This is a genomic window from Chondromyces apiculatus DSM 436 (genome assembly GCF_000601485.1).
Taxonomy (GTDB): Bacteria; Myxococcota_A; Polyangia; order Polyangiales; family Polyangiaceae; genus Chondromyces; species Chondromyces apiculatus.
Genome location: NZ_ASRX01000009.1, coordinates 39,024 through 60,799, shown reverse-complemented (window position 1 = coordinate 60,799; position 21,776 = coordinate 39,024). Strand labels below are relative to the sequence as shown.

The following is a 21,776-nucleotide window of genomic DNA, read 5'->3' as shown; positions in this document are numbered from 1 at the left end:
CAATGATCGTTTCCCTGAAGCAAGGCGCCGACGCCGCGGCAGTGATGGGCGAGCTTTCCCGCCGAGGTCTGTGGGTGAGCCAGGTCGAGCGAGGTGCCGGCGGCGTGGCCGCGCACTACGTGATCGCGCCGCACTCCGCGGAGGTGTCGGCGGAGGAGCTGCTCCGGATCGAGGGGGTCGCCGGGGTGACCTCGTCGAAGTCGCCGCACCCGCTGCTCGACCGGCAAGGCCCGGTGGTGATGGTGGGCGACGTGCGCATCGAGGCCGGGGCGCGGCGGCGGCCGATCTGGATGTGCGGCCCCTGCAGCGTGGAGTCCGAGGGGCACGCGCGCGAGGTGGCCGGGGCGGTGGCGCCGCTCGGCGTGCAGTTCCTCCGGGGCGGCGCGTTCAAGCCGCGCACCTCGCCGTACGCCTTTCAGGGCGCGGGCGCGGAGGCGCTCACCTGGCTCCGGCGCGCGGCGGACGCGCACGGGCTGAAGGTGGTCACCGAGGCGATGAGCGAGGTGGACGTGCCGGCGGTGGCCGAGCACGCGGACCTCATCCAGGTGGGCTCGCGCAACATGCACAACTACGCCCTGCTGAAGAGCATCGGGCGCACGGGGAAGCCGGCGCTGCTCAAGCGGGGGATGGCGGCGACGCTGGAGGAGTGGGTGCTGGCGGCGGAGTACCTCTTGTCGAGCGGGGCGTCGGGCGTGGTGCTCGCGGAGCGCGGGATCCGGAGCTTCGACCCGGTGACGCGCAACCTGCTCGATCTCGGGGCGGTGGCGCTGCTCTCGCACGTGCACAAGCTGCCGGTGATCGTCGATCCGTCGCACGGCGTCGGGCGGCGGGACCTGATCCTGCCCATGGCGCGCGCCTCCATCGGCGCGGGCGCGGCGGGGGTGATGATCGAGGTGCACGAGGATCCGGCGCGGGCGCTGAGCGATGGGCCGCAGGCGCTCCGGCTCGCGGAGCTCGCGGCCATCGTGCGGGAGCTGGGCGCGGCGCCGTCGGCCGCCGCGTCGGCTGCCGCGTCGGCTGCGCAGGCGGTGCCGGGCTCGCAGGGGATGCCGGCCATCCCGGCGGCGCGCGCGTCGAGCGGATCGAGCGGGTCGGGTGGGTCGGGCGGATCGCCGATGGACGGCTGGGTGCAGGCGGAGGGTGTGTCGTGAGCCAGGATCTACAGAACGTGCGTGGCGGTAGCGGGGAGATGTTCGACGCGATCGCTGCGCGCTACGATCTCATGAACCGGCTCCTCTCCATGGGGCTCGACCAGGGCTGGCGCCGGGAGGCGGTGCGCTCGCTGGAGCTGGGGTCGCGGGCGCCGCACGGGACGGTGCTCGACCTGGCCACGGGGACGGGCGATCTGGCGCTGGCCATCGCGGACGCGCACGACGTGCGGGTCATCGGGATCGATCCGTCGGCGAAGATGCTGGAGGTGGGCAAGCAGAAGGTGCGCTACGCCCACCTCGATCACCGTGTGGAGCTGCGGCTCGGGGACGCGCAGGCGCTGGAGCTGGAAGACCAGAGCGTCGACGGGGTGACCATGGCGTTCGGGATCCGCAACGTGCCCGATCGGCCGAAGGCGCTGCGGGAGATGGCGCGCGTGACGCGCGACGGCGGCCGGGTGGCGATCCTGGAGCTGAGCGAGCCGCGTGACGGGATCCTGAGCAAGCTCGCGCAGGTGCACATCCACACCGTGGTGCCCTGGCTCGGGAGCGTGCTGTCGGGGGCGTCGGAGTACGGCTACCTGCAGAAGTCGATCGCGGCGTTCCCTCCGCCGGAGGAGTTCGCCGAGACGATGCGGCAGTCGGGCCTCGACGTGGTCTCGGTCGAGCCGCTGACGTTCGGGGTGGTCTGCCTCTACGTGGGCACGCCGTCGCGTGGCGGGCGCGGCGTCGCCGGGGGCAGGGCAGGGAAGGGCTGACCATGGCAGGCGGCGGCGCGGGTTCTGGCGCGGCCTTCGGCGCGGGTTCTGGCGCGGCCTTCGGCGCGGCTTCCGACGTGAACCAACCGCTGGTGACGCTCGCGGTCGGCGCGCCCGTGGTGACGCCCGAGCTGGCGTTCTCGCTGGCCGAGGCGCATGGCGGAGCGCCGGCGACCTTCTGGGACGCGCCGCCTCCGCGGGGGACGCGGTGGGCCTTCGTGGGGTGGGGCGAGGCCGCACGCGCGGAGGCGCAGGGAGAGGGCGCGCTCGCCGAGGTCGCGGCGGAGGCGTCGCAGATCCTGGCCCGGGTGGCGCCGCGGCGGGTCCGCGCGGGCGAGGTGCGCGCAGGCGAGACGCGCGAGGGTGAGGGAGAGGAAGCGCTCCGGGAGGCGCCTGCGGATGCGCCAGGGCCGCGGCTCTTCGGGGGCGTGGCGTTCACGCCGGGCGCGCAGGCGGCGGCAGAGAAAGCGGTGGCGCCACCCTGGGAAGGGTTCGCGGACGCGAGCTTCGTGCTGCCGGCGTGGGTGTACGCGACAGACGGGGAGCGCGCGGTGCTGCGGGTGACCGTGGGCGCGGCGGAGGCGGCGGAGGCGGAGCGCGCGCTCGCGGCGCTGGTGGGGGTGTTCGCGGAAGCTTCCGTGCAGGAGCGGGCGACGCTGGTGCCCACGGCGGCGGCGGTGACGCACGAGGAGCTGTGCGCGCCCGGGGTGTTCCACGAGCTGGTGCGCGAGGCGCTCCGGGCGTTCGCGTCGGGGGCGATGACGAAGGTGGTGCTGGCGGTGCCGAGCCTGCTCACGGCGGAGGCGCCGTTCGAGGTGGGCGAGGCGCTGGGGCGGCTCGGGGAGGGCTACCCGGAGTGCGCGCGGTTCGCGCTGCCGCGGGGGAAGGCGGTGTTCGTGGGGGCGTCGCCGGAGCGGCTCGTGGCGGTGGAGGGGCGCGCGCTCGACGTGGACGCGCTGGCGGGGACCATGCCGCGGCGGGGCGATGACGCGGAGGCGGCGCGGGCGCTGCTCGGGAGCAACAAGGATCGGCGGGAGCACGCGCTGGTGGTGGACGCCATCGCGCAGGTGCTCACGCCGCTCTGCGCGTCGCTCACCGTGCCGGAGGTGCCGGTGGTGCGGACGCTGCGCAACGTGCACCACCTCTGGTCGCCGGTCCGGGGGGTGCTGGTGGAGAAGGTGTCGCTGCTGGCGCTGGCGGGGCGGCTGCACCCGACGCCGGCGATCTGCGGGACGCCGCGCCCTGCGGCGCTCGGGTGGATCAGGGCGCGGGAGCCGGCGCCGCGCGGCTGGTACGCGGGGGCGGTCGGCTGGCTCGGAGAGGGCGGGGACGGGGCGCTGTGGGTGGGGCTGCGCTCGGCGCTGGTGGAGGGGACGCGGGCCTGGCTCTACGCAGGGGTGGGGCTCGTCGCGGGGTCGGAGCCGGAGATGGAGTTCTCCGAGGTGCGGGCGAAGCGGCGGCCGATGCTCGCCGCGCTGGGAGGTGTGGCGTGAGCGGCTCGAACCTGCACATGGCGTGGGCTGAGCTCTTCGTGCGGGCGGCGGTGCATGCGGGGGTGCGCGAGGCCGTGATCTGCCCCGGGTCGCGCTCGTCGCCGCTGGCGCTGGCAGCGGCAGGGGAGCGGGAGCTCCGGTGCCACGGGGTCATCGACGAGCGGGCCGCGGCGTTCTTCGCGCTGGGTCAGGCGCGGGTGACGGGGAAGCCGACGCTGTTCCTGTGCACCTCGGGGACGGCGGGGGCACACGCATTCCCGGCGCTGATCGAGGCGAGCCAGAGCTTCGTGCCGCTCCTCGTGGTGACGGCGGACAGGCCCTGGGAGCTCGCCGACGTGGCGGCGCCGCAGACCATCGATCAGCTCAAGCTCTTCGGGGATCACGTGCGGCACTTCGCCGAGCTGGGACTCCCGGATCCGTCGGCGCTCGCGCTGCGGGCCGTGGCGCGGGTGGCGGCGCAGGCAGTCGCGGCGACGCTGGGGCCGACGCCGGGGCCGGTGCACGTGAACGCGCGGTTCCGGAAGCCCCTGGAGCCGGTGCGCGTGGACGGGCCGGAGCCGTGGCAGGCGGAGTGGGAAGCGCTGATGCGGCGGGGGGGGCCGCGGGTGATCGCGCCGAAGGCGGGGATCGATGCGGCGGCGCTGGAGGCGCTGTGCGAGCGGGTGAGCCGCGCCGAGCGGGGGATCCTGGTGTGCGGGCCCGCGCCGATGGGGAGCGCGCCAGGGCGCCTGCGCGCGGCGGTGACGGCGCTCGCGCAGGCGACGGGGTTTCCGGTGCTGGCCGAGGCGACGAGCCAGGTGCGGTTCGGGGGGCTGCGCGCGGGGGTGGTGGCGCCCGGGGCCTTCGATCTGTTCCTGAAGACGCGGGAGTTCCGCGCGGCGCACGCGCCGGACCTGATCCTGGAGCTGGGGGCGCCGCCGACGTCGGCGGGCTACGCGGCGTACCTCGCGGAGCACCCGACCGCGGCGCGGTACGTGATCGCGCCGCACGGGTTCAATGATCCGACGAGCGCGGCGACGGCCTTGTTCCTCGTGGAGCCGGCGGAAGCGTGCGAGGCGATCACGGCGCGCCTCGGCAAGGGGACGGGGGGGCCTCGGGCGTGGGGCGAGGCGTTCGCGCAGGCGGGAGCTGTGGTGGACACGCTCGCGGCGCGCGCGGTGGAGGTCCCGGCCGGAGAGGGGCTGTGCGAGGGCGCGGTGGTGCGGGCGGCGGTGCAGGCATGCCCGGCAGGGTCGCTGCTGATGATCGGCAACAGCAGGCCGGTGCGGGATCTGGACACGTACTGCGCGACGACCGAGACGCCCATCGAGGTGCTGCATCAGCGCGGGGCGAGCGGGATCGACGGGCTCGTGGCAGGTGCGGTGGGCGCCGCGGTGGCGGCGCGCGGAGCAGGCGACGCGGGCGACGCGGGCGATGCGGACGATGCGGGCGATGCGGGCGACGCGCGCGGGGCGGGTGATGCGGGCAGAAGGCCGGTGACGCTGGTGCTCGGAGACCTGAGCCTCCTGCACGATCTGACCTCGCTCGGGCTCGCGGCGCGGGCAGGAGCAGCAGGGGCGACGCTGGTGGTGGTGGTGGTGCAGAACGACGGGGGGCGGATCTTCGAGCACCTGCCCATCGCGTCGAGCGCCCCGGCGGAGATGCTGGAGCAGTGCTTCACCATGCCGCAGCACGTGGCGTTCGGAGAGGCGGCGGCGATGTTCGGGGTGGCGTACGCGCGGGTGGAGGAGGCCGGGGCGCTCGACGCGGCGCTGGCCGAGGCGCACCGGAGGCGCGGGGCGACGCTGATCGAGGCGGTGGTGCCGCCAGCCGACGGGTCGGCGCGGGCGGCGAAGCTCCAGGAAGCGGTGCGCGGGCGGCTCGGGGCGCTCTTGCGCGAGCGCGGGGTGCAGGGATCATGAGCGAGGTGGCCGTACCTGGGATCGCGCCGGGGTCGTTCAAGGCGTGGGTGCTCGCGTGCCGGCCGGCGACGCTGCCGGTGGCGGTGGCGCCGGTGGTGGTGGGGACCGCCGTGGCGTACGCACTCGGGGGGATGCGGCTCGGTCCGGCGCTCGCTGCGCTGTTCGGGGCGCTCCTGTTCCAGGTGATCTCGAACTTCGCGAACGACGTGTTCGATCACGAGAAGGGCGCCGACACGCACGAGCGGCTGGGGCCTACGCGCGCGACGCAGTCGGGGCTGCTCTCGGGGCGGCAGGTGCGGATGGGGATGCTGGTGGCCGTCGCGCTGTCGCTGCCCTTCGGGCTGTACCTGGTGAGCGTGGGCGGGCTGGCGATCGTGGCGATCGGGGTGGCGTCGATCCTGGCCGCGGTGGCCTACACGGGAGGCCCTTACCCGCTCGGCTACCACGGGCTCGGTGATGTGTTCGTGTTCCTGTTCTTCGGGCTGGTGGCGGTGTGCGGCACGGTGTTCGTGCAGCTCGGGGGTGTGCCGCCGCTGGCGTGGCTCGCGGCGCTGCCCGTCGGGGCGATCGCCACGGCGGTGCTGGTGGTGAACAACGTGCGCGACCGGGAGACCGACGTGCGCGCGGGGAAGCGGACGCTCGCGGTGCGGCTGGGGAGGAAGGGCGGCGTCGCGGAGTACGTGCTGCTGCTGCTGGTGGCCTACGCGGTGCCGGTCGCGCTCGCGGCAGGGCCGGTGCGGAGCTGGGCGCTCGGTGCGCACGCTGCGGGCGGGATGCCGTGGGTGCTGCTGCCGATCGTGACGCTGCCGGTCGCGCTGCGGTGCGTGAAGACGCTGCGCACGGCGGAGGGGCGGCCGCTCAATGCCTGCCTGGCCGCGACGGCGAAGCTCTTGCTGATGTTCTCGGTGCTGTTTGCGGCCGGGATCGCGCTGTCCGCGGCATGAGCGGGGGCACGCGTGGGGGCACGCAAGAGCGCGCCCGCGGGGGCATGGGCGGGGAAACGTACGAGCGCGCCCGCGGGCTGCGCGTCGCCTCCGCGGCGGTGGATGAGGCGGTGCTCGACGCCGCGCGGGGGCGGCGAGGGTTCGTGGTGTCGCTCGGCGACGGGGCAGGGCGGACCGGCATCGGAGAAGCGGCGCCGCTGCCGGGGTTCTCGCGGGAGGACGCGGAGAGCTGCGCGCGTGCGCTGGGGATGGCCGTGGAGGCGCTGAGGGGGGCAGGGGAGCTGGGGGAGACAGCGGCACCGGGATCGGAGGGCGCTGGTCTCTCGCAGGGGACGGCGGGGTCCGTGGTCGCGGTGGTGCGGGGCGCGCTCGTGCCCGTCGCGGCGGTGCTGGACGGGGTGCCCTCGGCGCGCTTCGCGCTGGAGACGGCGCTCCTGGATCTGCTCGGGCAACGGGTCGGGCTGTCGATCGCGGCGTGCCTGGGGGGCGCTCGGCCCTACGCGGAGGTGCCGGTGAACGGGCTCGCGGTGGCGGCGGATGGGGCGGCGGCGCTGGTGAAGACGGCGCAGGCGCTGGTCGGGCGCGGGGTGCGGTGCCTCAAGGTGAAGATGCGGGGGCGGGACGAGGCAGCGTTCGCCGCGGAGGTGGAAGCGCTCGCGGTGCTGCGGCGCGAGGTGGAGGTGCCGGAGGGGCTGGAGCTGCGGCTGGATGCGAACGGGGCGTGGACTGAGGACGAGGCGAGGCGGCGGCTCTCGCCGGGGTCGCCGCTCGGGCCGCTCGGGGTGCGCTTCGTGGAGCAGCCGGTGGCGCCGGAGCTGCTCGATCGGCTGGGGCCGTGCGCGGTGCCGTGGGCGGCGGACGAGTCGCTGGGCCTGGAGGGCATGGCGGAGCGGGTGTGCGTGGCGGGCGGGTGCGCGGCGTTCGTGCTCAAGCCGGCAGCGCTGGGGCTCTTGCGGGCACATGCGCTCGGGGTGATGGCGCAGGAGAAGGGGATCGCGGTGGTGGTGACGCACTTCATGGACGGGCCGATCGGCCTCGCGGCAGCGTGCGAGCTCGCGCTCGGTCTGCCGCGGGCGCCACTCGCGTGCGGGCTCGATGCGCACGCGGGGCTCGCAGCGTGGCCCGCGCGGGAGGTGCCGCAGCGTCGGGGCGAGGCGGTGGTCGCGGGGACGGGGCGGGCAGGGCTGGGGATGGCGCCATGGACGGGCTGAACCTGATCGAGGCCGCGGGCGAGCCGGGGGTGGCGGAGCGGATCGCGCTGGTCGCCCCGGGGGTGACGCTGAGCTACGGGGCGCTCTCGCGGGCCACGGCGGCCTTCTGCGGGCACTTCCAGGGCGCGGGGGTGGGGCCGGGGGTGCGGGTGGCGATCCTGTCGCAGAACCGGCTGGGGGTGGTGGTGGCGATCCATGCGCTGCTCGCGCTCGGGGCGGTGCTGGTCCCGATCCATCCGCGCCTGACGGAGGCGGAGGTGGCGGTGCTGCTGGAGGACGCGCGGCCCGCGCTGGTGGTGCGCGAGGCCGATCTGGCGGCGCTGGAGGCGATGTTCGCGGGGGCGTTCGCGGGGGAAGCCGGGGGAGCGCCGCGCGGCGAGGTGCCTGTGATGCCTGCGGTGCCTGTGCCTGCGTCGCCGGAGGAAGGGGATCTCGCGATCCTGTACACCTCGGGCACGACCGGGCGCCCCAAGGGAGCGGTGCTGTCGCGGCGGGCCTTCGTGGCGGCGGCGGCGGCGAGCGCGGAGAACCTGGGGTTTCGCGAGGACGATCGGTGGCTGCTCTGCTTGCCGCTGTGCCACGTGGGTGGGCTGTCGATCCTCACGCGGTGCCTGCTGGCGCGGCGCACGATGATCCTCGTGGGCCGCTTCGCGCCGGAGGCGGTGCTGTCGGCGATCGTGCGGGAGCGGGCCACGCTGCTCTCGGTGGTGCCGACCATGCTGACGGCGCTGCTCGACGTGGATGAGGGGAACGTGCTCGCGCGGCTGCGGGCCATCCTGGTGGGCGGGGCGGGCGCGCCGGAGCGGGTGCTCGCGGTGTGCGCGGGTCGCGGTGTCCCGGCGCTGACGACGTACGGGCTCACGGAGGCCTGCTCGCAGGTGACCTCGCAGCAGCCGCGGGACCCGGCGGTCGTGGAGGCGGGATCGGGGCGTCCGCTTCCGGGGACGGAGGTGCGCATCGGGGGCGTGGACGGGGAGGGGGTCGGGCGCATCCAGGTGAAGAGCGCGTCGCTGTTCAGGGGCTACTGGCGCGGCGCAGACCTGCCTCCGGAGGTCGTGGTCGACGGCGAGGGCTGGTTCGACACGGGTGACCTCGGATGCACCGATGCCGCCGGGAGGCTCCAGGTTCTCGCGCGGCGCACAGATCTCATCGTGACCGGTGGAGAGAACGTCTATCCGGTGGAGGTGGAGCGCGCCATCGAGGCGTGCACGGGGGTGTCACGGGCGCTCGTGTTCGGCGTCGCCGATGACCGGTGGGGGCAGATCGTGGCGGCCGCCGTGGTGCCGGAGCCGGCGGGGGGCGTGCCCTCGGCTGCGCAGCAGGCCGCGGTGGAGGCGGTGCTCGCGGCCGAGCTGCAGGGGCGCCTGGCCTCCCACAAGCGCCCGCGCCTGCTGGCCGTGGTGGAGGAGCTGCCGGTGACGCCGGCGGGGAAGCTGGATCGTGCGCGCGCCGTGGCGCGGCTCGCAGGGGCGCTGCGGCCCCTCTCGTCGCGGTGAACGCACGGCGGGGTGGATTTCTGCTCGCGCTCCTGCGGGCGAGGGCCCATGCTCCGCCCGTCATGGCCGACCGATGGAGACCCTTCGTGGCGGCCGCGATCGCGCTGGCTGCTGCCTGCGACGATGGCGCGCCCCCGCCTGCACCACCGACGCCCGCGACCCCGGTCAGCGCTGCTGCTCCGGAGCCACCTGCGGGCGCGGCCCCGGCCGACTCCGCGCCAGCGCCGGCGGCAGGCTCGCCCTCGAATCCGCTGGGGTTGCCGGTGCGGCGGATGCGCCTCGATCCGGGGCGGCGCGTGTTCACCTTCTCGGACCGGATGCTGGCGGCGGCAAAGCCGGGATCCACGCTGGTCTTCTACGCGGCCACGGTGGTGGGCTTCGACGGAGACGAGCTGATCGTGGAGGGGAGGGGAGGGGCCTCGTACAAGGTGCACCCGGGCTACGTGATCGCGGTGCCGGACAAGCCGCGGCTCGCGCTGCAGGCACCGGTGCTCACCGAGTGGAACGGGGTCATGAAGCACGGCATCCTCCGTCGCTTCGTCAAGGACCGGGTGGGCGTGGAGTTCACCGACGCGGATGGGCGGGCGCCGGAGGCGATGCTCAAGGACGCGCGGTTCGTCCCCCAGCAGGAGGGGCTCGTGCCGGGCAACTACGCGGCGCTCCGGGAGGGCGATGGGTGGCGTCAGGTGCTGCTCGTGTCGAAGCTCGGCGAGGAGACGCCAGCGCGGTGGTTCGTGCTCGGTTACGGGGGGGCGGCGCGGATCGTCGAGGAGGCGGCGCTGAAGCCGATCCCGATCCAGTTCAAGAACCAGAAAGTCGGGACCCAGGTATGGGCGGCATGGGTAGGAGAGCTCCGGCCAGCGACGCTCCAGAGCGCCGACGACGTGGGGTTCTACACGGTGAAATTCGAGCGCGCCGGCCGACCTGTCCGCGTGGGATGGGGCCACCTGGTGCTCAAGCTCGAAGGGGGATGAGGGAAGCGCGCGGCGTCGCGAGCGTCGCCTTTGTCCGGTCTGCATGACACGCTGCGTGCATGACCCGGTGACTCGGCAAACCACGGCTCCAGAAGGGCATGGTGCGCAAAACGCTATGCGTTTTCTCGCGATAAAGGCGGTGGTAATGCCGACGCTCATGGATCTCAAGGAAGCATGGCGAGCGACGCGCCAGTGGGTTCCTTTCGTCGCGCGCACCGTGGGCTACGGGTCGATCTCTCTCTCCCTCGGGCCGCTGACCCGGGATCACCGTGCGAGCCTGTGGGCGATGCAGCGCTGGTGTCAGTCGAGCGCGCGTGGACTCAACATCGACGTCCACGTGAGCGGTCTGGAGAACGTGCCGACGAGCGGCGCGTTCCTGTACTGCGCCAACCATCAGAGCTTGCTCGACATCCTGGTGCTCGGCTCGGTGCTGCCGAACGACTACAAGTGGGCCGCAAAGCGTGAGCTGATGAAGATCCCCTTCCTCGGCTGGCACCTGCAGCTCGCAGGTCACGTCCCGGTGGACCGGAGCGGCGGGTCGCGCGCGGCGGCCCAGGTGATCGGTCGCTTCGAGCAGGTGCTCAAGGAGGGCAAGCCGCTCCTCATTTTCCCCGAAGGGACGCGGAGCGAGGACGGGATCCTGCGCCCCTTCAAGAGCGGCGGTTTCTATGCGGCCGTGCGCGCGGGGGTGCCAGTGGTACCGGTGGCGCTCGAGGGCACGCACAAGCTGATGAAAAAGGGAGCGCCCGACACGGGCGACGGGCGGATGCGCGACGTCTACGTGCGGGTGGGCGCGCCGCTCCAGATCCGCGCCGAGGGGAAGGAGGCCGTGAGCGTGGCAGACATCCGCGACCGCGCCCACGCCGCCGTGCTGGACCTGCACCTCTCGCTCGGTGGGACGCCTCCGAAGGCAGCGCCGACCGGCGTGGAGTTGCCCACGAGCGCGGCTGCCGAGGCGGTCGCCGAGAGCTGAGCGCCTCGTCACGCAGGCCCAGGCCGCGTGCGCGCTCGCCTCGCGCTCAGGGCAGGCACTCCCAGGGGAAGGCGCACGCGACGATGCCTCCGGCGTTGCTGCAGTGGGGAACCTGCATGCAGTTGCCGCTGGGGCAGGTCAGGATCCCGTTCTGCTCGCAGAGAGAGTCGTGGGGGGTGCCCGTGCAGTCGTCGTCGTACGGGGAGTTCAGGTCCTCGCGGAGGGATGGCTGCACCTCGCCCACGCAGGCGGGGCTCCAGGTGCCCTCCTCGGTGCAGGTGCGCATCCCAGCCTGGCAGATGCCGACGCCCTCGGTGCCCGGAGGGCCGTTGTAACAGGGCTCGGTGTCGCCAGGCGTGCACTCGCAGCCCTCGTTCACCGCGCCGTCGCAGTCGTCGTCGATGTCGTTCGCGCAGGTCTCCTCGGCGGGGAGCACCTCGTGCTCGCAGGGGCCGTAGCCAGAGCCGTCGGAGAAGCAGATCTCGATGCCGCCGCTGCAGGCGCCGACATCCCTCGTGGAGGCGAGGCCGGTGTAGCAGGCGCGCCCATGGCCCGGCGTGCAGGCTGTCGCCGCGCCCTGGAGCTGCTTGTCGCCCGTCGACGCCTCTTCGGTGTCGGCGTCCGTGCCGGTGTCGGCGTCGACCGCAGTCGCCTCGTCGACCTCTCCCTGCCCGTCGTTCTCCTGAAGCGCCTCGGTGCTTTCGTCGAGCTGCATTCCCTGCGCGCAAGCGAGAGGCGTCACGGCTGCCGCAAGGAGCAGCGCCATCCCATGGATCCGCATCGTGCTTCCCTCCGGCCCCAGCATTCGCAAGGACCATTCCTGGAGAAGCAGGCGCGATCCTCACAGCGCCCTCTTGCGCGCGGGGGCGCTCCTGGGCAATCGTGCCTGCCCCGCCCATGCCCAAGCCCGATCCCAGGGCGCTGCTGCGCCAGGCAAGCACCTACCTCAAGGCTCATCCCGAGGAGGTCGTCCGAGGTCTTCGCGGCGCGCTTGGTCTGCGCGTCGGGGTGCCGATCGACGCCCTCAGGTACCTGGTGCGCGAGTTCGCCGGTGGCAAGAAGGCTCCGAAGGACATCGTGCTGGAGGCGGCGCCGCCGGGCCTCCGGGTGTCCATGACGGTGAAGGTCATGGGGATGCCGCTGCGGGTCGCGCTCGTGGTGTTCGCCGAAGAGCTCGATGTGCGCGCGGACGCGGTGCTGGTCGGGCTGCGCATCGCCGACCTGAAGCTCACGGTGCTGGGGGACGGGGACTCGCCGCTCGCAGGGCTCCTGCGCTCGGGAGCACTCGACATCTCGCAGCCAGGGAACCTGGTGAGCTTCCTCCCGAAGCGCCCGGCCGCGCTGGTGGAGGCGAAGGACGATCGGATCACGCTGGACCTGCTGAAGGACCCCCAGGTGGCCGCCAATCCCAAGGTGGCGCAGATGCTGCGGGTGCTGACGCCGGTGCTCGGCGTCCGTGCGCTGAAGACCAAGGATGACCACCTCGACGTGCACCTCCGTGCCACGCCCAGGGGCTTCCGCGCTGCGCTCCGCGCGGCAGGGGTCGGGGTGTAGGGGCAGCCCCGTCCCCCAGGTACGCGCGGGCCCTCCAAACCCCTTTCGGGACGGAGCCCCGCCCCGGTAGACTCGCGGCCGCATGCCTCGGCTCCCCGAGCCCGCCCCTGCGGGGCTCTCCTTTCAGTACCTCGCCGAGATCGCGGTGGGCGCCACGACGCGCGTCGATCTCTGCAGGATCTTGGGGCCGCGGCGGGTCGGTGAGCTCGGCGCCGTGAAGCGGCTGCACGCGCACCTGGCCGAGGACCCGGGGGTGGCCACCGAGTTCCTCGACGAGGTGTGGATGACCGCCTCGCTCAAGCACCCCAACGTGGTGGAGGTGACGGGGTGGGGAACCGACGAGCAGGGGTCCTACCTGGCCGTGGAGCTGGTGCAGGGAGTCAGCCTCGTCCGGCTGATGAAGACGGTCACCGAGACAGGCGAGGCGTTCCCCGAGCGGCTGGTGGTGCACACGGCAGCGGAGATCTGCCGGGGGCTGGCGGCGGCGCACGGGCTGCGCGCGCCTTCGGGGGAGCTGCTCAACCTGGTGCACCGGGACCTGACGCCGGGCAACGTGCTGGTGGGCTTCCAGGGGGAGGTGAAGATCGCCGACTTCGGCCTGGCGAAGGCGAAGATGCGCATGACCCGGACGCTCACCGGGACGCTCAAGGGGGAGCCCACGTACATGGCTCCCGAGCAGGCCAAGGGGGGCGAGATCGATCGGCGCGCCGACCTGTTCGCGCTGGGGGTGATGCTGTTCGAGCTGTTCGCGGGGCAGCACCCGTGGGCGGCGCCGACCGAGTTCGAGATGGTGCACCTCATCGCCACGGCACCTCCGGCAGATCTGCGCGAGCTGCGGCCGAAGATCGACAAGGGCCTGGTCGCGCTGGTGAACCGCTGCCTGGAGAAGGACCCGGGAGCGCGCTACCAGAGCGCCGAGGAGATCCTGGCGCGGCTCGACGAGTGGCTGCACGCGCACGGCTACCAGCACGGAGGCCAGGAGGCGCTGGCGCGGTTCGTGCGGCGCAATGCCATGCGGCAGATGCGCTGGTTCGAGCGGGCCATCGCCGGCGAGCTCGCCTCGTCGGGCGAGTCGATGCCGGTGAACAAGGCGGTCGGGGGGCGGCCGAACCCGCCGCCTCCGCCGCGCGCGGACTCGTTCCTGGGTGGGCCGATCACGGTGCTCGGCGCGAAGGGTGTGCCCCTCGTGGAGCAGCAGCGCGGGGGAGCAGGAGTTCCGGGAGCGTCGGGCGCGCCGGGAGCGCCGAACGACGAGGAGCGGACCGAGATCACCTCCGATGTGGGCGGGCGGGTGATCCTCGGCCGCAACCTGCACGACGACGGGATTGACGACGATCTGCCCACAGGATCGCTCGGCGGGTGGAGCGAAGAGGGGCCGACGCTGATCAAGAAGGGGAGGACGGTGCCGCTGCCGCGGATCGGGTCACCCGTCATCACGTCGGTCGGGGCTGCTCCCGGGCAGCCAGGCTCTCTGTCGGTGGAGCGGGACACGGCCATCAGCCAGATCCGGGGGCCGCGCGACACGCTCCTCGACGAGGACAGCGATGCACGCACCACGACGGTGAAGGCGCTGCACATGCCGGCGCCGCGCCTCCCGGGGCCGCCGGTCCTGCCGGGCGCGTTGCCGACCATGAGCGACATGATGTCGGAGGAGCTGCCGACGCTGCCGCTCCGGGCCGAAGCGCCCATCCCTCCCATGCCTTCGCCGCTGCGTGCACCTCCGCTGCCCGGGCGGAGCGCGCCACCGCCGCCGCCGCCGCCCCCGCTGCCGGGGCGGAGTGCGCCGCCGCCACCCCCTCCGGCGCCTGGGAGGAATGCTCCTTCACCCCAGGCCGTCGGGCCTTTGCCACCTCCCAGGGGACCAGGGGCGCCCTTTCCCACAGGGGGCACGTCGGCCGAGGGGCCTGCGCGTTCGTCGCCTCCGCCGGAGACCTCGGCTTCCCGGGGCATGGGCAGCCTGTCCGAGCACCGGGTCGTGGCCGAAGCCGAGCGCCTCGCCCGGGAGGCAGCGCGGCTGCGTGAGGAAGCAGAGCGCCTCGCCGCGTCGGCCAGGGCCATGGGTCAGGCAGCGGCTGTGGCAGCGGAGGCGGTGCGTCTCCTGTCGAGCGCGGGCCCTCTGGATGCCTCGCTCCGGCTCGAGGAGGCGCTCACGCTCGAACGTTCTGCACCCGGTGCATCGTCGGCGCCTCCCGGGGCCTCCGCGACACCGCTGCCTTCTGCCATCCCGGCGCCGCCGCCCTCCGGCGCGGGGCTCTCGCAGCCTCCGCCCTTCGCCAGGGATGCGGGGTTGGCCCTCGGCTTCCGGGGAGGCAACGCGGCGCCGGAGCTGTCCGGCCTCGGTGGGAACCATGGGGCGCCGCTGAATGGCCCTGCGGCGTTGAGCGGCCCTCCCTTGTCGGGACCACCAGGGTTTCCGGTGCCGTCATCACCGAACCCCACGCTCCGCCTGACGCCGAATGCGGGGGTGGGTCCTGCGTCCGGTTTGTCGGGGCCGAGCTACCTCCAGTCAGGCGGGCCTTCAGGGACGGGTGGTGCAACTTTCCTCCCGTCGGGGCCGGCGATGCCCGGGGGGCTACCCTCGGCCGCGCTGTCGACGGGAGGTGCTGCGGAGCTGCAGGCGTCGCTGGCGCCGACCCTGTTCGGGATGCCCAGACTCCTCGCGGCGCTCGTGGGGATCGGTGTGTTCCTGGTCGTGCTCGGGTTGCTGTTCCTGGTCTTCTCGTGACTTCGGCGTCGTCCGCGGCACACCTTGCTTGATCCCGGAAGGGCCCGACAGCTACCGTCGCAGCATGGCGGAGCAGGACGACTGGTTGCTCATCGGGCTGGACGAGAAGATGGCGCGCCGGCAGGGCCTTCCACCGAAGCTGCCCGTCCCCAAGGGGGAGTTCGAGGGGCTCGCGGAGAAGGGGCTCAGCATCGACAACGCGCGGAAGTGGATCAAGGACTTCCTCGCGAACTCGGAGCCCGGCAAGAGCGGTGTCTGGCGCAAGCAGAACAGCAACGTCGTCAGCAGCCTGGAGGCGTTCATCGACAAGGCGCCCCTCTGGGAGAAGTCGCAGAAGGCCTTCGCGGAGAACGACTACGAGAAGGCGCTCTCCGCGCTGAAGCGGATCACCACCATGGATCCGGAGGACCATGCCGCGAAGCTGAACCTCGCGTCCGCGCAGGCCAACCAGCGAGACTTCCAGGCTGCGCTGAAGAACTTCAAGGCGATCCGCAAGACCTTCGAGGGTGACCCCGACTTCCACGTGGCGCTGGGTCACGTGCACCTCGCGATGGAGGACCGGGACGCGGCGCTGGACGAGATGGTCCTCGCCCTGGAGGCGAAGCCCGACCACCAGGCGGCGCTCGACGCCATGGTGCAGATGCGGGTGCTCGCGCCGATCTACGAGAACCCGCGGGACGCGAACTCGCTCCTCTACGTGCGCGCCGACTCCGTGGGCGAGTACCTGAAGGGGCAGTGGGACGCCGAGCCACGCGATGCAGGCTTCTACGTGGAGCAGATCGTCTACCACGAGCGCGAGCTGCGCCATGGGGTGGTCCTCGACGCCGCAGAGCGCGCCATCGCCGCGGCAGCGAAGGCCGAGAACCCCGATTCCACCCAGATCGAGCGGGCGGAGCTGGCGCGTATCTCGGCGCTGCGGGCGCTGGGCAGGGTGCCCGAGGCGCTGGCTGCGGCCGAGGACTACGCAGGGCGCGCGCCGCGCTCCGCGGGGGCCCAGGTGGAGCTGGCGAAGGCGCTGTCCGCCGCAGGGCGCGGAGACGATGCGCGCGCGGCGATCGATCGGGCCCTCGAGGTGGACCCCGGCGATCTGGAGGCGCTCACCATCCGGTTCCTGCCGGAGGACACCAACGATCTCCAGAAGATGCACGCCGCCTTCCCCGCGCTTCAGGCCTTCGTCGACGCGCACGCCGACAGCGCAGGGGCGTGGCGCTCGCGGGCGCGCGCCGAGCTCGCGATCGGTCGCGAGGACGACGCGCTCGCCCACTTCGCCAAGGCGGTGTCGCTCGCGCCCGAGCGGGACGAGCTGCGTGCCGAGTACTGGGGTGAGCTCGGCAAGCAGCAGCGTTACCAGGAGATCCTGGACGATGCGGCCAAGATCACCGACATGAAGAAGCGCGACTGGAAGCTGCGCTGGAACGAGGCCGAGGCTTACCTGGGCCTGGAGAAGAAGGCCGAGGCCCGCGCTTGCTTCTCGGCGCTCAACTTCGACGACGCGCTCCACGTCGACGTGCGCAAGCGCGCGAAGCGTGCGGTGACTGCGATGGACGAGCAGGGCGCGACGCCCGAATTGCCCGCGGCTGGAGAGAGCGGGCCCGCCGCAGGCTGAGCGGAGCGGGATGCGCGGTGAGTTCGCGGGATCCCGGGTGAACCCAGGGGATCCCGCGAGAGGACGCGAGAGGCGCGGGACTCAGCCGGCCTTGCCGTCCGCGATCCAGCGATTCATGAACTGCGCGCTGTGGTCCCAGCCCTCACGGAGCTGCTTCTCGACGGTGCTCTCGATGAGCCCCCCGACGCCGAACACCTTCGCTTCGATCGTCATCTCGGTGACGCGGCGGACCTTCTTGTCGCCGACGGGCTCGATGCGCATCGTGCCTTCCTGGCGCAGCTTGTCGGCCATCGTGCTGGGGGTCATCTTCCACGACCAGACCTTGGTGCTGCGGTTGAGGCGGCCTTCCTCGATGTAGCTGAAGCCGGGGCCGATCAACTTCGCCACCGGGCCGGGCAGCTCCATCTTGGGCTGGCCGACGACCTTGCGGAAGACCTCCTGGTCCGTCTCCCGCTGCTCGACGATGTCGTACCGGGGGAACCCGAGCTGGTTCTTGAAGAGCTCTTCATTGAAGGTCTTATCGAAGAACACCTTCCAGAAGGTCTCGGCGTCGCAGTTGATCTCGTGGCTGATGGTGAACTTGCCCATGAATTTCCTCGCCGTACAGTGTGTGCTCGGGCTCTAGCGCAGCCGTCCGGAGACGTCCATGAAGAGCCTCTTCTCCAGACGGCCCCTCCAGACGAAGAAGGAGCCTTCATCCCCTTCACGTTGCAAAGACGAGTTTTCATTTCTGAAAGGCATGGGGCGTGGGCGGCACGTAAGATATTGAACAGCCTTTGCCACACGCCTGGCATACTTGGTGCTTAGGTAGGGGTCAGCGTCGCACGGAGGCCTTATCCCCCCCCCAGGCCCGTGTGGCGCGCTTACTCGGCACGCTGTAGTCGCTCGCTTCCCCCCCCCCGCGAGTCTACGGCGTGCTTTTTTTTGTCTGTCGCGCAGGCAGCGACGTGCGCCACGGGGTGTGTGGCCCCGCGTGTCTCGGGGCAGTCCTCGGGTGACTGCCCCGGGCTCAGCCGGTTTTAGCGGCGGTACTCGGCGACCATCCGGGTGAGTCGCTCGACGGCCCTTACCAGGACCTCTTCGCTGGGACCGAACGAGAAGCGCACGTGGTGGCGGAAGCGGCTGGGGCGCTGCGCGCGTCGCTTGCCGGGGTTCACGTCGAAGAACTCGCCGGGCACCACGATGACGCGCTGCTCCAGCGCGGCGCGGAAGAAGGAATGGCCGTCATTGATCCCCTCGGGGAGGTCGGCCACGGAGCCCCACACGTAGAAGGTCCCCTCGGGCTCCACGTCGATGGTGACGCCCAGCTTGCGGAGGCCGTTCAGCAGGATCTCCCGCTTGCGAGAGAAGACGCGGTGGATGGCCGTGGTCTCTGCCCGGGTGGGCTCGGCGTCGAGGAGCCGGGCGGCGGCGCGCTGCATGGGCTTCGAGCCACCGCCGTCGAGGAAGCTGCCGGCGCTCGCGACGGCGTCGATGACCTCGCGAGGTCCCACGGTCCAGGTGACCCTCCAGCCCGGGTAGCGCCAGTTCTTGGTGAGACCGTCGAAGACCACGACCGGGTCGTGGTTGACGTCCTCCACGTAGCGGAGGGCGCTCTCCATGGGAGCCACGTCGCCCATCCCGTACACGTAATGGGAGTAGAACTCGTCCATGAGCAGCGTGCAGTCGAGCTCCCGGGCGGTGTGCACCCAGGCGGCGAGCTCCTCTCCGCGCACGTGCTTGCCGGTAGGATTGCAGGGGTTCGAGAGGAGTAGCGCGCTCAGGCCCCGTCCGAGGATCTCGCGGCGCAGGTCGCCGACGGAGAACGCATAGCCTCGCTCTCCTTCGAGGACGATGGGGATGGGAGAGAACAGGCGGAAGATGTCGAGCAGCTCTTCGTAGGCGGTGTAGTCGGGCAGAAAGTGGCCGAGGTTGATCTGCCCGAGGGATGCCGCGGCCCGGGTGAGCGCTGCCCTGCCGCCGCCGGAGATCGAGACGTTCTCCGCCGAGTAGCGCGAGGGCATGCCGCGGCGGTACGTGCGGTTGTACATATCGGCGACCGCTTCGCGCAGCTCCCAGAGGCCCGCGACAGGCGCGTACTCCTGGTCGTCACCCGCGATGCTCACCGCTTCGCAGCGGGGAGGGGCGCCGGGCAGAGGCCCGATCTCGGGCTGCCCCTGGCCGAGGTTGCACCACCCGTCCTCACCCTCCTCGGCACCAGGGCGAAACCCGAGGCGCGAGGCTTCGGTGGTCACGTAGATGACGCCCGTGCGCGGGACCTTGCGGAAGGCGCTGATGGTGCGCTCAGGGGCGGCGGGCGAGGTGGAAGAACCCTTCTGTAGAACGTCGTTCATGCGCGTGTCCTCGGCGAGATTCAGCTCTGCGGCGCAGCGGCGTCCGCGGGGGTGGTGCGCGCCTCGTCGCCTTGCTTCCGCCAGGGGAGGCCACGGCCCGAGAACACGCACAGCAGGTAGACGCAGAACGCCAGCGAGATGGCGGTGAGCGTGTAGTACTTGTCGTCGTTCCAGTAGAACGCCATCCAGATGAACTGGCTCAGCGCGGCGAGCCCGAAGAGCGGCACCTCCGTCTGCGGCTTCACCCGGGTGAGGGGCGCGCAGAGGATCATGAACGAGTAGTAGTAACAGGTGAGCTGCGCGCCCAGGATCATGAAGATCTGCGCGAGGCACGTGGCGATCCACAGCGATTTCACGCGGCGGCACACGTACACGAAGAAGGCGAAGATGGCGGCGACGATGGCGTACGCAACCCACTTGTACTTCGCGTAGCGCTCGTTGCGCATCCGCTTCCAGACCTCGAAGGGATCCTGCAGCTTGTTGTCGCGCGTGTACTCCATGCGCCCGGACTCGACGCCGACGCCGAGCTTCACGCCAGGCAGCGGCACCGGGCCGATGCGCTCGTTGATCTCGATGGGTGTCGTCTGGCCGACGAGCACCCGCAGGCCCATGTGGTTGGTGAGCGGCGTCTGGTCGTGCACCTGCAGGGTGTGCTTGTAGAACTGCTGGTAGGCGTCCTTGCCAGCGACGGCCATGCTCGCCGGGATCAGAATGGCTGCGGCCGCGATTCCACCGAGCAACATCCTCACGTGGTGCGCGGGCATGCGCTTGTGGCGCGCCAGGTGAATGCCCGCGACCGTGAGCCCACCGACGACCACGATGCCCGGGAAGATGCGGAGCAACCCGGCGTAGACCACGCTGGCCCCCGCGAGCGCGAAGTAGCGTTTGCGCAGCAGCGCCACGGAGAGGACCAGCCAGAAGAGCCAGTCCTGCCGGAGGAAAGCTCCGCCCGTCCAGTAGAAGGGCGCCGACGACTGGCAGCCCCAGAAGATTGCGCCGACCGCGCACACCCTCCACCCGAAGCCCCAGTAGAGGGCCACGAAGATGCCCGCAATGTAGAGGACGTCGAGCATCGCGAGGTGCTGTACCCACAGCGAGCCGAACAGGCGGTGTCCAGGCTCCAGGATCTCGGCGAAGAACTTCCCGCCGAGGGTCCACACAGGTGGTGGGTTGTACCCGTGGTCCTTCTGCATGTCCTCCCAGTAGCCCTTGTCGGACACCGTGCGGAAGAACTGCACGTCGCGCTTGTAGGCGTCCCAGCGCTCGGGCGTGAACCCCTCCTTGCACTCTTCAGGTTTGCCGAGGAATTCGCTTGCGGGCTTGAGGAGGTTATCGCCGCTCAGATTCCGGATCTTCTTGTCCGGGTGGCGCACCTCCTTCGTCATGTCGAGGCGCACCTTCTTGCCGGTGTCCTCGTTCGTGTACTCGACGACCCCCAGCTCGTCCTGCGCGATCAGGGAGCATTTGTAGAGGTTCCGGTAACCAAGCTCCGGGAAATACTTGGCTCCCATGTAGTAATGGTACTGGTCCCAGCGGTGCCAGTACTTGGGGTAGCCAAAGCGGAAACCATTGAAGTAGAGGACAATCGCGGCGACCCCCAGGGTCAGGCCCACGAATTTCTTCCAGCGCTCGGCGACGGGGCGGCGCTGTCCGGCACGGTGCGCCTCGTAGAACACGCAGCTCGCGGCCATCATCGCGATGCCCGCCTTGGCGACGTCCACGGCGCGCGCGTGGTCCGCGACGTAGCGTTGCACGCCCACGAAGAAAACCACGATGCCGAGGACGGCCGCGATCTTCTGGCCATAGGTGCGCCAGCGTGCAGGGACCTGGGTCGCGAGCGCCCAGGCAGCGACGAGGTACACACCGAGGCCGATGAAGATTTCCTGGAGCTGCTGAGCGTTAAGCTTCATGTGGAGGCTGTGCTGGAGACTCTGCCGGTAAGCCGGCTACCGCAGGGGCGGGTTCCGGTAAGGCGCGGCCACCTTAGCCGAAATCAGACGTGGGCGTGCGCGCCGTTTGTGCGTTTCGGGCCCGCCGACAGGCTTCCTGTGCACTCCTAGGCTGGTGTAGGGTCTCAATCGTGCCGGATGACGTCCTGTGGTTCTCTTGCGGGCAGCCTGCGAATGATGCGGGCATGGAGGATGGCTCCAGGTCGACCAGCGCCGCTGTCGAACCGAGCCGGTTTTCGCTGAGCGTCGACACAGGGCAGGTGATCGGTTGCCGCGAGGTGCGCGGCTTTCACAGCGCAGTGTCTGCGGCCAACGACCCGCGGCTCTCGCTGCCTCCCAGGCTGGTGCTCCGAGGCCTGGACGAGCATGCACACGCGTGGGTCGAGGCCTGGGCGGAGGACTGCGAGCGCGTGCGGCGCACCATCTCCATCCGGCGCCTGCTCGACGAACGCGAGATCACCGCGGTCGCGACCCTCGCGTCGTTCGGTTCTGGTGTCGAGACCGAGATCTCGATTGAATCGCTCACGACGGGTCCGGGCGACGGAGTCCCTGCGTTGCTCCGGAGCGGTGTGCACCCGAGAGCGCTGATCGATGCCGCGCTGGGGGCCGCGCTGCATGCAGGCCCCGAGGACGACGCAAGCTGGCTCATCCAGGGGTGAAGGCGTCTCCGGCGTCTCCGCCCGGTCACTCACGGACGCATCCCGAGATCCA

Annotated in this window: 17 protein-coding genes; 13 read left to right on the top strand and 4 right to left on the bottom strand. The window is 71.8% G+C overall.

Annotation, left to right across the window (positions count from 1 at the left end; genetic code table 11):
• The first annotated feature begins 2 nt into the window (after positions 1-2).
• The 9 genes from aroF (at position 3) to CAP_RS06715 (ending at position 10,898) form a co-directional block, all read left to right on the top strand.
• On the top strand, positions 3-1,151 hold the full coding sequence (gene aroF, locus CAP_RS06755; protein ID WP_052374363.1) for a 3-deoxy-7-phosphoheptulonate synthase: 1,149 nt from the start codon (positions 3-5) through the stop codon (positions 1,149-1,151).
• Positions 1,148-1,906 (top strand): bifunctional demethylmenaquinone methyltransferase/2-methoxy-6-polyprenyl-1,4-benzoquinol methylase UbiE, encoded by a 759-nt coding sequence (gene ubiE / locus CAP_RS06750; RefSeq protein WP_231511182.1) that lies wholly within the window; start codon positions 1,148-1,150, stop codon positions 1,904-1,906. Before aroF ends, ubiE begins: the two co-directional genes overlap by 4 nt.
• 2 nt (positions 1,907-1,908) lie before the next feature.
• The gene (locus CAP_RS43880) at positions 1,909-3,399 is read left to right on the top strand and encodes an isochorismate synthase (RefSeq protein ID WP_052374361.1); all 1,491 of its coding nucleotides are present in this window, start codon (positions 1,909-1,911) and stop codon (positions 3,397-3,399) included.
• Positions 3,396-5,300, top strand: coding sequence for a 2-succinyl-5-enolpyruvyl-6-hydroxy-3-cyclohexene-1-carboxylic-acid synthase (menD, locus tag CAP_RS06740; protein ID WP_052374359.1), 1,905 nt, complete (start codon positions 3,396-3,398; stop codon positions 5,298-5,300). Before CAP_RS43880 ends, menD begins: the two co-directional genes overlap by 4 nt.
• A complete protein-coding gene (locus tag CAP_RS06735; protein WP_044237479.1) occupies positions 5,297-6,244 on the top strand; it encodes a 1,4-dihydroxy-2-naphthoate polyprenyltransferase in 948 nt (315 codons plus the stop codon). The genes menD and CAP_RS06735 overlap by 4 nt, the downstream gene beginning before the upstream one ends.
• Before the next feature lie 44 nt (positions 6,245-6,288).
• Positions 6,289-7,455 (top strand): enolase C-terminal domain-like protein, encoded by a 1,167-nt coding sequence (locus CAP_RS06730; RefSeq protein ID WP_081864638.1) that lies wholly within the window; start codon positions 6,289-6,291, stop codon positions 7,453-7,455.
• A complete protein-coding gene (locus CAP_RS06725) occupies positions 7,443-8,951 on the top strand; it encodes a class I adenylate-forming enzyme family protein (protein ID WP_044237477.1) in 1,509 nt (502 codons plus the stop codon). The genes CAP_RS06730 and CAP_RS06725 overlap by 13 nt, the downstream gene beginning before the upstream one ends.
• 62 nt (positions 8,952-9,013) lie before the next feature.
• Positions 9,014-9,925: a hypothetical protein gene (locus tag CAP_RS06720; RefSeq protein ID WP_156040555.1), complete on the top strand. Its 912-nt coding sequence runs from the start codon at positions 9,014-9,016 to the stop codon at positions 9,923-9,925.
• A 145-nt stretch (positions 9,926-10,070) separates the two neighbouring features.
• On the top strand, positions 10,071-10,898 hold the full coding sequence (locus CAP_RS06715; protein ID WP_231511181.1) for a lysophospholipid acyltransferase family protein: 828 nt from the start codon (positions 10,071-10,073) through the stop codon (positions 10,896-10,898).
• A 46-nt stretch (positions 10,899-10,944) separates the two neighbouring features.
• Here CAP_RS06715 and CAP_RS06710 read toward each other — a convergent pair whose 3' ends face one another.
• Complete coding sequence (locus CAP_RS06710) at positions 10,945-11,679, bottom strand: hypothetical protein (RefSeq protein WP_197041047.1); 735 nt, start codon at positions 11,677-11,679, stop codon at positions 10,945-10,947.
• A 116-nt stretch (positions 11,680-11,795) separates the two neighbouring features.
• On the opposite strand from CAP_RS06710, the gene CAP_RS06705 reads away from it, so the two are divergent.
• From CAP_RS06705 to CAP_RS06695, 3 genes are all read left to right on the top strand, one after another.
• Positions 11,796-12,452 carry a hypothetical protein gene (locus CAP_RS06705; RefSeq protein ID WP_044237474.1) on the top strand — a complete coding sequence of 219 codons (657 nt, stop codon included), beginning with the start codon at positions 11,796-11,798 and terminating at the stop codon, positions 12,450-12,452.
• Positions 12,453-12,534: 82 nt separating this feature from the next.
• Positions 12,535-15,177, top strand: coding sequence for a serine/threonine protein kinase (locus CAP_RS43875; RefSeq protein WP_052374357.1), 2,643 nt, complete (start codon positions 12,535-12,537; stop codon positions 15,175-15,177).
• Between the two features lie 64 nt (positions 15,178-15,241).
• Positions 15,242-16,783, top strand: a complete 1,542-nt coding sequence (locus CAP_RS06695) for a tetratricopeptide repeat protein (protein ID WP_044237473.1) — start codon at positions 15,242-15,244, stop codon at positions 16,781-16,783.
• Between the two features lie 81 nt (positions 16,784-16,864).
• Here CAP_RS06695 and CAP_RS06690 read toward each other — a convergent pair whose 3' ends face one another.
• The 3 genes from CAP_RS06690 to CAP_RS06680 all read right to left on the bottom strand — a co-directional run bounded on the left by CAP_RS06690 (position 16,865) and on the right by CAP_RS06680 (position 21,026).
• Entirely contained in the window at positions 16,865-17,371 is a 507-nt protein-coding gene (locus CAP_RS06690) for a DUF2505 domain-containing protein (RefSeq protein WP_044237471.1), read from the bottom strand.
• A 431-nt stretch (positions 17,372-17,802) separates the two neighbouring features.
• Positions 17,803-19,116 carry a pyridoxal phosphate-dependent aminotransferase gene (locus CAP_RS06685; protein WP_044237470.1) on the bottom strand — a complete coding sequence of 438 codons (1,314 nt, stop codon included), beginning with the start codon at positions 19,114-19,116 and terminating at the stop codon, positions 17,803-17,805.
• A 20-nt stretch (positions 19,117-19,136) separates the two neighbouring features.
• Complete coding sequence (locus tag CAP_RS06680) at positions 19,137-21,026, bottom strand: hypothetical protein (protein ID WP_044237469.1); 1,890 nt, start codon at positions 21,024-21,026, stop codon at positions 19,137-19,139.
• Positions 21,027-21,250: 224 nt separating this feature from the next.
• Here CAP_RS06680 and CAP_RS06675 point away from each other — a divergent pair, with 224 nt between their 5' ends.
• Positions 21,251-21,724: a hypothetical protein gene (locus CAP_RS06675; RefSeq protein ID WP_044237468.1), complete on the top strand. Its 474-nt coding sequence runs from the start codon at positions 21,251-21,253 to the stop codon at positions 21,722-21,724.
• The last annotated feature ends 52 nt before the right edge of the window (positions 21,725-21,776 follow it).

What these genes read in the sequence shown, in the direction of transcription:
- aroF (WP_052374363.1), top strand. Translation starts at nt 3, where the DNA reads ATGATCGTTTCCCTGAAGCAAGGCGCCGACGCCGCGGCAGTGATGGGC.
- CAP_RS43880 (WP_052374361.1), top strand. Translation starts at nt 1,909, where the DNA reads ATGGCAGGCGGCGGCGCGGGTTCTGGCGCGGCCTTCGGCGCGGGTTCT.
- CAP_RS06735 (WP_044237479.1), top strand. Translation starts at nt 5,297, where the DNA reads ATGAGCGAGGTGGCCGTACCTGGGATCGCGCCGGGGTCGTTCAAGGCG.
- CAP_RS06730 (WP_081864638.1), top strand. Translation starts at nt 6,289, where the DNA reads ATGGGCGGGGAAACGTACGAGCGCGCCCGCGGGCTGCGCGTCGCCTCC.
- CAP_RS06725 (WP_044237477.1), top strand. Translation starts at nt 7,443, where the DNA reads ATGGACGGGCTGAACCTGATCGAGGCCGCGGGCGAGCCGGGGGTGGCG.
- CAP_RS06720 (WP_156040555.1), top strand. Translation starts at nt 9,014, where the DNA reads ATGGCCGACCGATGGAGACCCTTCGTGGCGGCCGCGATCGCGCTGGCT.
- CAP_RS06715 (WP_231511181.1), top strand. Translation starts at nt 10,071, where the DNA reads ATGCCGACGCTCATGGATCTCAAGGAAGCATGGCGAGCGACGCGCCAG.
- CAP_RS06710 (WP_197041047.1), bottom strand. Translation starts at nt 11,679, where the DNA reads ATGCGGATCCATGGGATGGCGCTGCTCCTTGCGGCAGCCGTGACGCCT.
- CAP_RS06705 (WP_044237474.1), top strand. Translation starts at nt 11,796, where the DNA reads ATGCCCAAGCCCGATCCCAGGGCGCTGCTGCGCCAGGCAAGCACCTAC.
- CAP_RS43875 (WP_052374357.1), top strand. Translation starts at nt 12,535, where the DNA reads ATGCCTCGGCTCCCCGAGCCCGCCCCTGCGGGGCTCTCCTTTCAGTAC.
- CAP_RS06695 (WP_044237473.1), top strand. Translation starts at nt 15,242, where the DNA reads ATGGCGGAGCAGGACGACTGGTTGCTCATCGGGCTGGACGAGAAGATG.
- CAP_RS06690 (WP_044237471.1), bottom strand. Translation starts at nt 17,371, where the DNA reads ATGGGCAAGTTCACCATCAGCCACGAGATCAACTGCGACGCCGAGACC.
- CAP_RS06685 (WP_044237470.1), bottom strand. Translation starts at nt 19,116, where the DNA reads ATGAACGACGTTCTACAGAAGGGTTCTTCCACCTCGCCCGCCGCCCCT.
- CAP_RS06680 (WP_044237469.1), bottom strand. Translation starts at nt 21,026, where the DNA reads ATGAAGCTTAACGCTCAGCAGCTCCAGGAAATCTTCATCGGCCTCGGT.
- CAP_RS06675 (WP_044237468.1), top strand. Translation starts at nt 21,251, where the DNA reads ATGGAGGATGGCTCCAGGTCGACCAGCGCCGCTGTCGAACCGAGCCGG.